We start from the raw sequence: 13,898 nt of genomic DNA, 5'->3' as shown, positions 1-13,898 counted from the left end.
GGTTAATAATGCTTTCTGATTTTTTCACTAATTTTCATCAGATCATCATAGTTTGCATATTTGCTAAGCTTTCTTAGTGCAATTAGGGACGCAATGGTCATTAGCAAGAAATAGCTAATTAAGCCGATAAAAAAGACATGATGGTTTTTAATTTGATTATGAAAAAAATAAAATACTAAATGACCTATTGCAATGTTGAATAAGGGGATTAAACCACCAAAAAGTACAAAACCATTTTGATGGCTGAATGTTACCCCGTAGAGCCTGAGAGCAGGAGGGAAGAGTCCACTGATTACTCTCGGTACCGTAAGGGTAAATATATTACTTAGCGAGGCAATTGCGAATACACTTAGATAGATAAGCTGATTATTTATAAATGACCAAGCTAGCAATAAGATTGTGGGGAGTGTCATGAAAATACTCAGCTTAATAATAGTTGGCGAATTGACGAATGTAATTAATGGGTTAATAATTATGACGAAGATAGTACTCAGAATAGTAGTTATAAAAATAATATGACTAATTTTTTGGTAACTATAGCCCATAAAATACCACATGCAAAATGGTACTAAAACCAAATATAGGAAGATAAATCCTCCTTTTAGTCCGGATAAGGTCATCGCACTGAGGGTTTGTGCTGGCATAAAGCCTAGTAGTTTGTAGCTTGGCATGATTGAACGTTTTTGATAGTTATCACTGATTGGTTCACCATAGATTACCCTGATGATAAAGACAATCGTGATTAATGCGCAACCAATAAAGAATGGGATTCTCCAGCCGTAGGCTTCAAGCTGTGCTTGATTAAAGTAATAGGATACGCCACGATAGGCGAAGACTCCTAATAATTGCCCAATTTCGTTGCCAGTTATAAAACCTAAGATTGCAAAAGAATGGTTTCTAGTCATTTTGATGCTTAAATGATCGTATTCTCCCTGAAGTTCAGCACCACTGGCAATGCCCTGTAATACCCGGGCAATCATTAATAAAATCGGACTAAAGATTCCTATTTCTGAATAGGAGGGTAAGAGTCCAATTACCAGCGAGGATACAAATAAGGCAGTAATTAGGGTTATATTTATCCGTTTAGATGAATAGCAGGTAGCACATTGGCTATATATCTTCATACCAATTGGTTTAACCATATAGCCAAGTATAAAAATCATAAAAAGAATAAATACATTCCAGCTCCCCATGTCGGAATATCTGAAAATCACTCGGGCGAAATAAATTCCCATTAGCCCAAAAATAATAAAATCATAAAACTCGACTAGTCCACTTAGCGAGGACATAAAAATAGTTTTTCGTTCTTTTGGCGTTATATCCAAAAGATAGAGGAGTTTTATATTCCGGATTATCATTATTGAATCTGTTGTAGTGTTTTAGAAATTATCTCATAAACATCTCGGGAAAGATTCTCTTTTGCCATTATTTTTTGTAGCTGCGGTTTTACCAGTGTTTGATATTTGCTTTCATAATTGGCAATACTACTAAAGCCATTTGCAATTCTTCCTGCTACTCCCGGATTAAAACTATCAATCCGGATAATCTCTTCAGCGATAAAGTTATAGCCTGCATCGGTATTGAAGTAGATTGGGTTTGCTGTAAATGCTCGTACTAGTGAATAAAGCTTATTTGGATTTTCTTTATCGAAGCTTGGATGATTTAATAAATTAGCCACATTATCAATCGTATCTGGCAACTGACTTTGGCTTTGTAGACTAAACCATTTATCCATTACTAGCGGATAATTTGCGTATTCTTGTGCAAAATTATCAAGTAATTGATGGCGAACTGGTGAATCAATATCATTGATTGCCGATAAAGCACCAATTTTATCAGTCATATTATCGGCATTCTTATATTGTGCGGCAACTAATTCAATAGATTTGCCTGTATTATTACCTTGCATTAGATAGCCAAGTAGAGTGTTTTTTAATGCTCGTTTACCAGCATCATTAAAATCATAGCTAACAGTCTGATTATCTTTATAAACCGCTAGTAGTTGTGTTTCAAGCCCATTAGCAATTGCAGATTTTAAGCGTTTAATCGATCCTACCAGTTTCTTAACATCAGTATTCGGATAGCTAATACTTAATTCAGCAAATGCAGGTAAGTTAATCGATAATGCTTTTAACGCCGGATCAATTGTTGCATCATTTAGAAGTTCACTTATTATCTTCGTGATGTTCTGATTTATCTCAAATTTATCTGGGGATTCTGAATGGTAAATCCGATTTATCTCTGTCTTATAAATGCTTTGTAATGCTTCCCAACGGTTAAAACTATCATTATCATGCCGCGCCAAGGTATAAAGCTGCTTCTCGTCATAAGCATAGTTTATTATTACTGGAGCTGAAAAGCCACGGAGGATTGATGGCGTTGGTTTCTCGCTAATTCCGCCAAAAATAAAAGTGTTTTCAGCTTCGTTTAAAAGTAGGATGACTTCGTTATCGCGAACAATTGTGTTGTGGTTTTTTATATCCGGAATAATATTCTTACCGTTATCTAAAATCAGACCGATACTAACTGGGATTAGCATTGCTTTGGCAGTAGGGTTATTTGGGATACTCTGCTTAAATGTAATCGAGTATTCTTTTGTTGCCTCGTTATAGTGATCGGAAATGGCTAGATGTGGGGTACCGGATTGCGAATACCATAGCATGAATTGGCTCAGATCAATCTTATTAGCATCTGCCATTGCCTTACAAAAATCTTCGCAGGTAACCGCGTAACCATCATGGCGCTCAAAATAAAGCGCTAAACCACGATTGAATCCTTCTTTGTCAAGGATGGTTTGGTACATCCTTACTACTTCAGCACCTTTTTCATAAACAGTCATGGTATAGAAGTTATTGATTTCCATGTATGACTCTGGGCGAACCGGGTGAGAAAGTGGTGAAGCATCTTCGGTAAACTGCATTTGACGCAGATTTTTTACATCTTGAATCCGCTTAACTGTCCGCGAATGTAGATCGGCGGTAAATTCCTGATCGCGAAATACCGTTAGCCCTTCTTTTAGTGAGAGCTGAAACCAGTCGCGGCAGGTAACCCGATTGCCTGTCCAGTTATGAAAATACTCGTGCCCAACGACTGCTTCGACATTGATAAAGTCAGTATCGGTTGCGGTTTTGGTTTCAGCAAGGACATATTTGGTATTAAAAATATTTAGCCCTTTATTTTCCATCGCGCCCATATTGAAATCACCACTGGCAACGATCATGTAAACATCAAGGTCATATTCCAGATTAAAGCGTTTTTCATCCCATTCCATTGCTCGTTTTAATGATTCTAGACAATGTTGACACTGATTTATTGATTCAGCTTCACTATAAACTTCAAGTTTCACTTTGCGCCCCGATTTAGTGGTGAAAGTATCATCGATAAATGCAAATTTACCCGCTACTAGTGCAAAAAGATAACTTGGCTTCTTGTATGGGTCTTCCCAGATTACTTCGATCTGATTATTGGCTAATGTTTTCTCACTGATTTTATTCCCATTAGAAAGAAGCACAGGATACAGATCTTTATCGCCGATTATTGTAGTTGTGAATTTCGCCATTACATCCGGGCGATCAAGATAATAAGTTATTTTTCTAAAGCCTTCTGGCTCGCACTGGGTAAATAGATTGCCATTAGATGCATAAAGCCCCATGCAGCTTTTATTGTTAAAAGCATCGACATGCGTTACTATTTCAAGAGTAAAATTTGCCGAGAGATTATTTAGAGATAATTTATCATCAGCCAATTTATAATCAGTTAGCTCGTTGCCATCAATTATTACTGATTTAAGTTCGGCACTACCAGCTAGTTCAAGTGAGTTACTAGCACCATTTTGCTGATACTTGGTTTTTGAGGTGACGATTACAAAGGTGTCTTTGATCTCAAATTTTAGATCAATAGTATCTACTAGATAGCTCGTTGCTTGATAATCTTTCAGATATTTTGTTGCGATATTTGTCATTGCTATTTTACCTATTTATTAATGGTTATTGGTGATATTTATTTGCCAAATCAGTCAGGTTTTTGCCAGTTACACGATAAACTGTCCATTCGTCCATCGCCTCTGCGCCAAGATTAAGATAAAAGTCGATAGCCTTTTTGTTCCAGTCTAGACACCACCATTCAAGTCTGCCGCAATCGCGTTTAACTGCTAGCTCTGCCAGATACGAAATAATCCGATTGGCAACTCCATTACCTCTTGCTTTGGGGATTACATATAAATCCTCAAGATAGATGCCGGGTTTACCAAGGAAAGTCGAAAAGTTGTGAAAAAATAAGGCAAAGCCAACTGGTTTATCTCCGAGATAGGCAAAGATTACTTCAGCATACTGTTTATTACCAAAAAGCTTTTCGCGGATCATTTCTTCTGTCGCAATTACTTGATCAAGTAGCTTCTCATATTCTGCCAATTCCCGAATAAACTTCAGGATTAATCCACAGTCTTCACTAGTTGCAAATTTTATGCTTATTTCTGATTGTCCGATATTCATGTCTTTAACCCAAGCTTGAAACATTAGATTATATAATAAAACGTAGTTAGGGAATTAATGAAATTGATATCTGAATTTTTAAGCTATTCTTGGAATATATATTCATAGATATAGTTAGTTGTTGAAGAGTTAATGGGAAATGATGAAATCTAGTTTAACCGTGTTATTGATCGGAGGAGGGGGTTTTATCTTGCAATAACTCGTATGGCTGGCAATTAAATGCACTAGCTAATCTTTCTAGCATTTCAGCACTTATCCAGCGTTTCTCTGTTTCAAGCCAAGCTATAGTTAACCTGCTTGCATTAATTATTTCTGCTAGTTGCTCTTGACTAATACCCATGTCAAGTCTTCGCTGTTTTATATTTTGTGCAAGGATAGTAGGAATTTTTTTGTTCATTCACGAATTGTATTGGAAATGTATTTCATTATCCATATACTGTTAGTATACATATACTATTGGTATATGTTAAAATGGAATATTAAAGATTTTCAACTTTTCTGAATGCATTTAAACAAAGTTTGTACATAGTATTTATGTAGCAAGGTTTTTTGCGTAACTAAGGGGGTATTATGATTAATAATGTCAAGGTAATAGGTGAGCTGATATATGTCTATGATGAAAATAGACAGCTCCTATTTACCAAAACTGGCGAGCCAATTAGCTATAATTTGGAGTCAATAACCATACTTACTGCTGGTATCATTTATATATATGGTATTTCAGGAGACTTACTGTCGGTAGCAGATTAATACATTGGATTATGTAGTAAAAGTCTTTATTGTAAAACAAAAAAGTATATGCTATAATCACAAGATGCCCTCATGGGGTTAATTGGATTCACCTTCTTTACTTAATGTAACATGGGTTTTTATTACCTCAATAATAAAAACACTTGAGAACTTATTTTTATAAGGGTGATCCTGTGGGAATGGCTACAAATAACAAGTTTGTAGCTTTTCTTTATTAAGGAGATAGTATGTTATTGGGACAACGTATTGCAAGATATATTAAAGAAGAGGCTGAAAAATTAATTGAACGCTATAATTTATATCATAATGTTGTACATGTAGAATATGTAAGAAATAAAAAACGGTTAGGTGATAACTGCCCTAATAAAGATATAAAATTTCCAGATTATTGGCAAGATAATAGAAAATTTAATCCTTTTTACGTCAGGAAAAAATATAAAGCTATCGCTAAGTCGATTACAAAAAAAATAATATCTAGAGAATATAAGCCGAATCAACCTTATGTGCGGCAAGTCCCGAAGTCAGATGGAACTACTCGAGATGTTACAATTTTTCAAATTCAAGACGCTGCTATTTCAAAAATGTATTTCGATAAGTTACTTACAAAAAATAAACATCGATTTAGTTCATTTTCATATGCATATAGAAATGATCGAAATGTACATTTTGCCATTCAAGATATTTTTGTGGATTTTCAGAATCATAATAGAATGTTTGTTGCTGAGTTCGATTTTTCTAAGTTTTTCCCGTCTATCTCCCATAAATTTTTAAAACTTCAATTTGACGAAAATGGTTTTAATATCAGCGATGAGGAAAAATTTATTATCAATTCCTTTTTAGCTATAAATACCAATGATAATACAGGAATTCCACAGGGAACCTCTTTAAGTTTATTTTTAGCAAATTTATCATGTTGGTATATTGATAAGGAATTAGAGAAGTTAGGCGTAAAGTTTGCCCGTTATGCTGATGATACATTAATTTGGTCTAGCGACTACTCAAAGATTAATGCGGCATGTATTATCATAAATAACTTTTCTAAAACTTCAGGGATTAAAATAAATGTTAAAAAATCTGCTGGTGTTTCATTAATAACCCAAACTAATTTACCCTCAGAAATAAAAAAATCAAATTATATTGATTTCTTAGAACCTGTTTGGAATTAAATTGCCAAAAGGATTAAACTACTGGCTGTTAGTAATAAAGAGCGAGTACAATGAGAAAATCATATCCAAGCGACGTAAGCAGAGAACAATTTGAGTTAATATTGCCAGAATTAGAATTAGCACGTAAAAAGACAAAACCTCGCAAAATAGATCTGTACGATGTATTTTGCGCAGTCTACTATGTTCTCAAAAGTGGTTGCCAATGGCGAATGTTACCAAGTGATTTTCCAAAATGGGAAACAGTTTATTTTTACTTTAACATGTGGGCAAAAAAGCCAGAAAGCAATGAAGACAGTATTATAGAGATAGTCTTAAAAAAAATTGGTAGGCTTAGTACGTACCGAAAATGGCAGGAACGCAATGACGAGTTTCTGCATAGTAGACGCACAAAGCGTGAAGAATACTAATACAGCCGAGAATAAGGGCTATGATGCGGGTAAAAAAGTATCAGGAATAAAGCGTCACATTACAGTAGACACGCAGGGACTACCACATGCTATTCATGTTACAACTGCAAATGTAACTGACCGCGCAGGAGCAATATTAATGTTTGAAGGAGCCAAACGTAATCTGGCTGGGGTACAGAATATATTGGTAGATGGAGGTTATAGAGGCGATAGCTTTGCAACCGAAGTCCATCGAATATTAAATGCTAGAGTTGAAGTTGTTAAAAGAAATGAGCTGCATCAGTTTGTGGTTTTACCCAAGAGATGGATTGTTGAGCGTTCCTTTAGCTGGCTTGAGAAATGCCGTAGATTATGGAAAAATTGTGAGAGATACTTAGGTACTAGCCTACAAATGGTATCTCTTGCTTTTGTAGGCTTAATTTTGAAAAGATTCTAAACAGGTTCTTAGGTTACTCCGTAACGATTGAAAACATTAAAATAAAAAAAGCTTCACTCCAAAAAATAAAACATCAAGTGTCTTATTTGTTATATCGCAATTTAATTCAGCCATTTAGGAAAAGTCTAATTATAAATCATAACGTGTCAACAAAAACTGCTGTTGCTATAGCAATTATGCAAATTAGGCGGTATCTTTATGGAGGCTTAACAGATAAACATTTAAAAGATTATATATCCGGTCGAATAGCAAAAATATACTTTAAGGGCATCATGTCATTTTATCCACTAGTAAATGATGAGGAGCAATTAAAAAAATTGGACGGATGGATGATTTCTACTATTTTTAGAACATTAAAACTACATAGTAAGTTAGTTCACAACAGTGATTTTAGCTTTGTTGATATTAGGAACAATAGCGAATTATTGAAATTTTTTAGAACTCAAAAGATTAATATTTCAGATAAAGAAATAGATTTACAAATCCCGAGCTTCATGAGAGTGTATCGAGCGATTAATAGAGGAATACTAGATTTTGGTATTGAAGGTATTATGAACCCTAGATCACTAAACTATGATTATTAGACATAATTCATTTTTGGCTATCTATCTATTTCTTTAAAGGTAATTTCATCGCGGTTTAACAGTTAATTATTATGTGTTTCCATCTGCTTACAAAAATAGCGGTTAATATCCAGCTCTATCCAGACATCTTTTGCTGAATGGTTGCTATAAATAAACCGTCCGCTAGCCAATTCACCGATTAGCGTATAGTTTGTTACCTCAGCTACAGGGTAGCGAACCGACATTCCAGTTTGATATACTCCTCCATCATCGAGAGGAGTTGAAAATAGCGTTTTGAGTTCATCAATGCCAATCTCAGAGTGTTTATCGAGGAAAGCATCGATATGATGATACCTGACACAAGCATAGCTTGGTGTGTCTTTTACTTTTTCTATACAGTTATTCATCGTTATTTTGGCTTTTGGAAAATTGGTTCGGTATAAATTGGTGAAGAAATTCGCCGTTGATCTTTGACCATTTAAAATCACAGCTGGGTTATTCACCGCATGTTCTATTGCTAAAGAGTTATTAACATCGACAATCGCTGTAAAATTGGATACAAATGCAGGATGTTCTTTTACATACTGGATAAATTCTTCTTTGTTATCCGAGTCAAGCATAGCATAGAAGGCTGTATTTAGTCCGATATAACCAGAAAAATTAAATCCCGGTACCGAGCGCCTTCCATCATTATATTCAGAAAATAAATTCTTACTATTTATCCATGAAAAACCGGGAATAAATCCGATAAAGCCAAAGCTGGCGACGCTATTTTCTTTGCCATTTGGTTTATAGATTACGAGGCTATAATAGGGGTCTAGCTTGGTAACTGGGGTAGATAAATCAAGATTTCTGGCTATTAGCATCGATTTTGTTTGTGATTGATTTCCCCATACCGATAAAAATGAACAATATCCGGTTCCGCTTGTATCGGTAAGCTTATCGCCATTAAAGCCATTATAGAGAGTAATTAGCATTGGTAGCATCTCAATAGACAATAATTGACGAAAAGATAAACCAGAGGTTTTTGTCATGCCGCGTAAAAGGTCTTTTTCTCGATTATCCATCTTGAAATAATAAAATGCTCTTAAGATATCAGAAAGAAGTGCACGGAAATTAATTCCATCAAAATATTCTGGGACTATTTGCTGATAGATTTCATTTAGTTGATTATAGGCTAAAGCACCATACTGTTCGCCCATTTCATTAAATGATCCTGATAAATTCAGGATGCTAAGGCTGTCTTTTTTCTCAAAATATCCGCTACTTCCGCTTGCGGTTACATATTTATCTGACTGTTGACGACTATTATTATTTACTTTGCCATTTGACGAATAAAGCATAAATGCTAATATTACCCCAAAAAATACCAAGAAAAATATTATCAGATATTTCAAGATAATCATACTAATTCTATCCTTATGCCAAAAAAGTATCCTAGAAAGCTCTAAGACCAATAGAGTACATTTTAGCAAACTATCGAAGGTACTAACTAATTTATTACTTCAATAGATAAAATTTCAGTAAAAGGCTTCTCTTTTCATGACCTTTCGCGCCTGCACAATAGTAAAAATTTTATAAACCAGCTATTTGGTGTAAAATAATGCGGTTCTATTTTGTTAGCTACCTGGAATAAACTAGATTAGCTAAATAATGTAAATTATAACAATTTGTTATCCTTGAAAGGGATATATGAATTATACTCCGTTTTATCCATGCCATACCGAATGTGGCGGCAAAATTGTGGATTTTGGTGGGTGGGCACTCCCGGTTAACTATGGCTCACAAATCAAAGAACATGAAGCAGTACGTACTGATGCCGGAATGTTTGATGTGTCGCATATGCTTATCACCGATATTCATGGTGTTGATGCCAAAGCTTTTCTCCGCTATCTGGTTAGTAATGATGTAGCCAAGCTTGAGAAACATGGTGTTGGCAAGGCATTATACTCAGGATTACTAAATAGTGAAGCTGGTGTGATTGATGATTTAATTGTTTATCTAATGCCTTTTGGTTACCGGATTGTAACCAATGCTTCTACTGAAGCAAAAGACATGAATTGGATTCGTCAGGTCGCAGCTAACTTTAAGGTCGAATTATTTAATCGTCGTGATCTGGCAATGCTCGCAGTTCAAGGTCCAAATGCTTTGACTAAAGTAGCGAGTATTCATCCGCAGGTGGCTGATCATTTGGCGGTATTGAAGCCATTTACAGCAGTGGAAAACGTTGGGTTTTTCTATGCCCGAACTGGTTATACTGGCGAAAATGGTCTAGAAGTAATGATGCCACGTGAAGAGGCTGCCAATTTTTGGAATCAGCTAGTTGCAGTTGGCGTTCAGCCTTGTGGGCTAGGTGCACGCGATACTTTGCGCCTTGAAGCAGGGATGAACCTGTATGGGCATGATATGGATGAGTCGATTACCCCATTAGCCTGTAATATGGATTGGGTAGTAGATTTAAGTGATGAGAACCGTGATTTTATCGGCAAAAAAGCCTATCAATTAGCCAAGCTTTCTTCTGAGTCAGACAAGCAGGTTGGGGTTATTCTTGAAGGTAAGGGCGTTTTACGTGAAGGGCAGAAGCTATTTGTCGATGGAGCCGAATATGGTACAATAACCAGCGGTACATTCTCGCCGACACTAAAGATTTCAATTGCAATTGCCCGGGTGCGGCATGATCTTGGTGAGAGTGCCAAGGTTGATATTCGTGGTAATTTAGAACCTGTTAGAATTATTAAGTTGCCTTTTGTCAGAAATGGCAAAAAAATGTTTGAATAAAATAATTAAGGATTATCTTATGTATACAGCTGATATGAAATTTGTCGATACTCACGAGTGGGTTCGTTCTGAAGGTGGTAATGAAGTTACGATCGGGATTACCCATCATGCCCAAGAGCTTTTGGGTGATCTGGTATATGTTGAGTTACCGTCAATTGGTCAAGCGATTAAAACTGGTGATACTATCGGTGTTGTAGAGTCGGTTAAGGCGGCTTCGGATTTATACTCTCCGGTGACTGGTGAAGTTACTGCGATTAATGATGAAGTAGTAAGTGATCCAACGCTTGCTAATAGTGAGCCACATGCAGCTGGCTGGTTATTTAAAGTGAAGCTAGCTGACGTTGCCGAACTAGATGGTTTATTAAGTGCTGATAAATATAAAGCATTGATTGGTGGATAAGGTAGATTGATTTGTAAGCCCTGTTGTCTAACGGGGTTTTTTTATTTGATTAGATTGAGGCAAACATGAGTGAATTTATAAAACGGCACATTGGTTTAAGTCATGGTGAACAAAAACAGATGCTCGCAGATTTGGGTTATGACTGTCTGGATACTTTTATTAATGCGGTGATTCCGGCTGAGCTTTTAAGTAGTAGCAAAACCACCCGTGAAGTTGGATTAAGTGAAGATCAGGCGCTAGCAAAATTAAGAACCATGATGGATGCGAATATTCCATTAAAAAGCTGTGTCGGGCTTGGCTATTATGACACGATAACCCCAGCAGTTATTAGACGGAATGTTTTTGAAAATCCGGGCTGGTACACTGCTTATACCCCATATCAGGCAGAAATATCGCAAGGTAGGCTAGAAGCATTATTAAATTATCAGCAGATGATTATTGACTTGACTGGGTTTGATCTAGCAAATGCTTCTTTACTTGATGAAGCAACCGCAGCTGCCGAAGCAATGGCGATGGCAAAAAGGATAAATACTGCTGGAAGTAATAAGTTCTTCGTTGATAGTAAAGTTTTTCCGCAAACACTAAGCGTGATTCAAACTCGGGCTAAATATTTGGAGATTGAGCTGATTATTGGTGATATTAAAGATTGCGATGCCAGTGAGGTATTTGGTGTATTTATCCAGAATCCTGACTTACATGGTAATGTGGTTGATCATAGTGCATTTATCGCTGATTTGAAAGCCAAATCACCAAAACTGATGGTGGTAATGGCTTGTGATCTATTATCGTTAGTATTATTCAAATCGCCAAAAACTCAGGGTGCAGATATAGCAGTTGGTTCTTCGCAACGCTTTGGTGTGCCACTTGGTTTTGGTGGACCTTCCGCAGCCTATATGGCAACCAAAGATGAATATAAGCGTACCATGCCAGGTCGGATTATTGGTGTTTCTATCGATGCTAAAGGTAAAAAAGCTCTCAGGATGGCGTTACAAACTCGCGAACAGCATATTCGCCGCGAAAAAGCTACTTCAAATATCTGTACTGCACAAGTACTACTAGCAAATATGGCTGGTTTTTATGCAGTTTATCATGGTGTCGATGGCTTAAAACATATTGCAAGAAGAGTAACTCATTTCACTAATCTACTAGCATCTAATTTACGTCGTGTTGGAATTAATCTGTTAAACCATGGGAGCGTATTTGACACAATTGCCATCAAACTGGATAATCCACAAGCATTGATTGAAAAATGTGCTGATAATGGTTATGCGCTAGGGTTATATCAAGGCGTAGTATATGTTTCTCTTGGTGAAAGTATTACTCTTGCTGATGTAGAGCAATTATATACACTGATAACGGATAAGACTGACTTTGAAAATATCAATGATGCTGAATTATTGGCAAATCAAGCAGTCCTTTATCGTCAGGATGATATTCTAACTCATGAGGTATTTAGTAATTATCAGACTGAAACCAAGATGATGCGTTATTTGAAACGTCTTGAAAATAAAGATATTTCGCTGGTGCATAGCATGATTCCACTTGGTTCTTGTACCATGAAACTAAACGCAGCTGCCGAGCTTGAGCCATTGTCATGGGCAAATGTTGCGAGCATTCATCCGTTTGCGCCGAAATCATCGGTGGGTGGTTATCTGGCGATGGTTGAGGGGTTAAAAAATCAGCTAAAAGCAATTACCGGCTTTGATGATGTTTGCATGCAGCCAAATTCTGGTGCGCAGGGTGAATATACCGGATTATTGGCGATTCGCCGCTATCAAGATAGCATCGGTCAATCGGCTAGAAATATTTGCCTGATTCCCAAATCAGCTCATGGAACCAATCCGGCTACTGCCCAGATGATGGGACTGGAAGTCGTAGCGGTAAATTGTGATGAAAATGGTAATGTTGATGTGGCTGATTTACGTTTGAAAGCTACCGAACATAAAGATGATCTTTGTTGTTTGATGATTACCTATCCATCAACGCACGGTGTTTTTGAAGCTGCAATTAAGGAAATTTGCCAGATCATCCATGATAATGGTGGGCAAGTGTATATGGACGGTGCGAATCTAAATGCATTAGTTGGGCTAGTTAAACCCGCTGAACTAGGTGCCGATGTTTCGCATATTAATTTACATAAAACCTTTGCTATTCCACATGGCGGCGGTGGACCGGGAATGGGACCAATCGGTCTAAAACAACATTTGTCAGCATTTTTGCCAAAAAATCCGGTATTTGATGGTGATGAATACAATAACCTTACTGCGGTAAGTAGTGCTCAATTTGGTAGTGCTTCGATCTTGGCTATCTCGTGGATGTATAATACCATGCTTGGTGAAGCCGGGCTTGAGCTATCAACCAAAACCGCAATTCTTAATGCCAACTATATTGCTAGCCATCTGCAAAAAGCTGGTTATCAGGTGCTTTATAGCGGGCAAAACGGTAAAGTCGCGCATGAGTGTATAATTGATTTACGCCCAATTAAGGCAGAAACCGGAATTACTGAAGTTGATTTTGCTAAACGACTGATGGATTATGGCTTCCATGCTCCAACTATGTCGTTCCCAGTGCCGGGTACTTTGATGATAGAACCAACCGAGAGTGAAAGTAAAGATGAGTTAGATCGCTTTATTGCCGCAATGGTAAACATTCTTGCTGAAGTCGCTAAAGTAAAAGCTGGCGAATTTGATAAAGTAAATAATCCACTTAAGAATGCGCCACATAGTATGGCGGATCTGATTAGCTGGGATAAACCTTATTCGGCAGAAATTGGCTGTTTCCCATTGCCAGCATTGAAAGAAGCGAAGATATTCCCTTCGGTGAATCGGATTGATGATGCGCATGGCGATCGGAACTTTATCTGTAATTGCTTTGATTTTTCATAATCGTAAAAGCCGAATTTATATTC

The 13,898-nt window shown here is 36.8% G+C and carries 12 protein-coding genes; 7 read left to right on the top strand and 5 right to left on the bottom strand.

Annotation, left to right across the window (positions count from 1 at the left end; translation table 11 throughout):
• Positions 1–2: 2 nt before the first annotated feature.
• The 4 genes from CUN60_RS00160 to CUN60_RS00145 all read right to left on the bottom strand — a co-directional run bounded on the left by CUN60_RS00160 (position 3) and on the right by CUN60_RS00145 (position 4,887).
• Positions 3–1,358, bottom strand: a complete 1,356-nt coding sequence (locus CUN60_RS00160) for an MFS transporter (RefSeq protein ID WP_158649215.1) — start codon at positions 1,356–1,358, stop codon at positions 3–5.
• A complete protein-coding gene (gene pepN / locus CUN60_RS00155; RefSeq protein WP_102950072.1) occupies positions 1,358–3,961 on the bottom strand; it encodes an aminopeptidase N in 2,604 nt (867 codons plus the stop codon). Before pepN ends, CUN60_RS00160 begins: the two co-directional genes overlap by 1 nt.
• Positions 3,962–3,986: 25 nt before the next feature.
• A complete protein-coding gene (locus tag CUN60_RS00150; protein WP_102950071.1) occupies positions 3,987–4,490 on the bottom strand; it encodes a GNAT family N-acetyltransferase in 504 nt (167 codons plus the stop codon).
• 163 nt (positions 4,491–4,653) lie between these two features.
• The gene (locus CUN60_RS00145; RefSeq protein ID WP_102950070.1) at positions 4,654–4,887 is read right to left on the bottom strand and encodes a helix-turn-helix domain-containing protein; all 234 of its coding nucleotides are present in this window, start codon (positions 4,885–4,887) and stop codon (positions 4,654–4,656) included.
• A 173-nt stretch (positions 4,888–5,060) separates the two neighbouring features.
• Here CUN60_RS00145 and CUN60_RS00140 point away from each other — a divergent pair, with 173 nt between their 5' ends.
• The 4 genes from CUN60_RS00140 to CUN60_RS00125 all read left to right on the top strand — a co-directional run bounded on the left by CUN60_RS00140 (position 5,061) and on the right by CUN60_RS00125 (position 7,833).
• Positions 5,061–5,240 (top strand): hypothetical protein, encoded by a 180-nt coding sequence (locus tag CUN60_RS00140; protein ID WP_102950069.1) that lies wholly within the window; start codon positions 5,061–5,063, stop codon positions 5,238–5,240.
• Positions 5,241–5,467: 227 nt separating this feature from the next.
• On the top strand, positions 5,468–6,406 hold the full coding sequence (locus CUN60_RS00135) for a reverse transcriptase domain-containing protein (protein ID WP_102950068.1): 939 nt from the start codon (positions 5,468–5,470) through the stop codon (positions 6,404–6,406).
• A 50-nt stretch (positions 6,407–6,456) separates the two neighbouring features.
• Positions 6,457–7,249 (top strand): IS5 family transposase gene (locus tag CUN60_RS00130; protein ID WP_102950067.1). Its coding sequence is split into 2 segments (ribosomal slippage): positions 6,457–6,720 and positions 6,722–7,249, totalling 792 coding nucleotides; the frame shifts between segments, so codons are not numbered across the junction.
• Between the two features lie 143 nt (positions 7,250–7,392).
• Positions 7,393–7,833, top strand: a complete 441-nt coding sequence (locus CUN60_RS00125) for a hypothetical protein (RefSeq protein WP_102950066.1) — start codon at positions 7,393–7,395, stop codon at positions 7,831–7,833.
• A 62-nt stretch (positions 7,834–7,895) separates the two neighbouring features.
• On the opposite strand, the gene CUN60_RS00120 is transcribed toward CUN60_RS00125, so the two are convergent.
• Entirely contained in the window at positions 7,896–9,218 is a 1,323-nt protein-coding gene (locus CUN60_RS00120; RefSeq protein ID WP_102950065.1) for a C45 family autoproteolytic acyltransferase/hydrolase, read from the bottom strand.
• A 286-nt stretch (positions 9,219–9,504) separates the two neighbouring features.
• On the opposite strand from CUN60_RS00120, the gene gcvT reads away from it, so the two are divergent.
• The 3 genes from gcvT (at position 9,505) to gcvP (ending at position 13,875) form a co-directional block, all read left to right on the top strand.
• Positions 9,505–10,590, top strand: a complete 1,086-nt coding sequence (gcvT, locus tag CUN60_RS00115) for a glycine cleavage system aminomethyltransferase GcvT (protein ID WP_102950064.1) — start codon at positions 9,505–9,507, stop codon at positions 10,588–10,590.
• Between the two features lie 19 nt (positions 10,591–10,609).
• The gene (gene gcvH, locus CUN60_RS00110; RefSeq protein WP_102950063.1) at positions 10,610–10,990 is read left to right on the top strand and encodes a glycine cleavage system protein GcvH; all 381 of its coding nucleotides are present in this window, start codon (positions 10,610–10,612) and stop codon (positions 10,988–10,990) included.
• Between the two features lie 65 nt (positions 10,991–11,055).
• Positions 11,056–13,875: an aminomethyl-transferring glycine dehydrogenase gene (gene gcvP / locus CUN60_RS00105; RefSeq protein WP_102950062.1), complete on the top strand. Its 2,820-nt coding sequence runs from the start codon at positions 11,056–11,058 to the stop codon at positions 13,873–13,875.
• The last annotated feature ends 23 nt before the right edge of the window (positions 13,876–13,898 follow it).

The organism is Aquella oligotrophica, assembly GCF_002892535.1.
Classification (GTDB): Bacteria; Pseudomonadota; Gammaproteobacteria; order Burkholderiales; family UBA11063; genus Aquella; species Aquella oligotrophica.
This window is presented reverse-complemented; position numbering and strand designations above follow the sequence as displayed.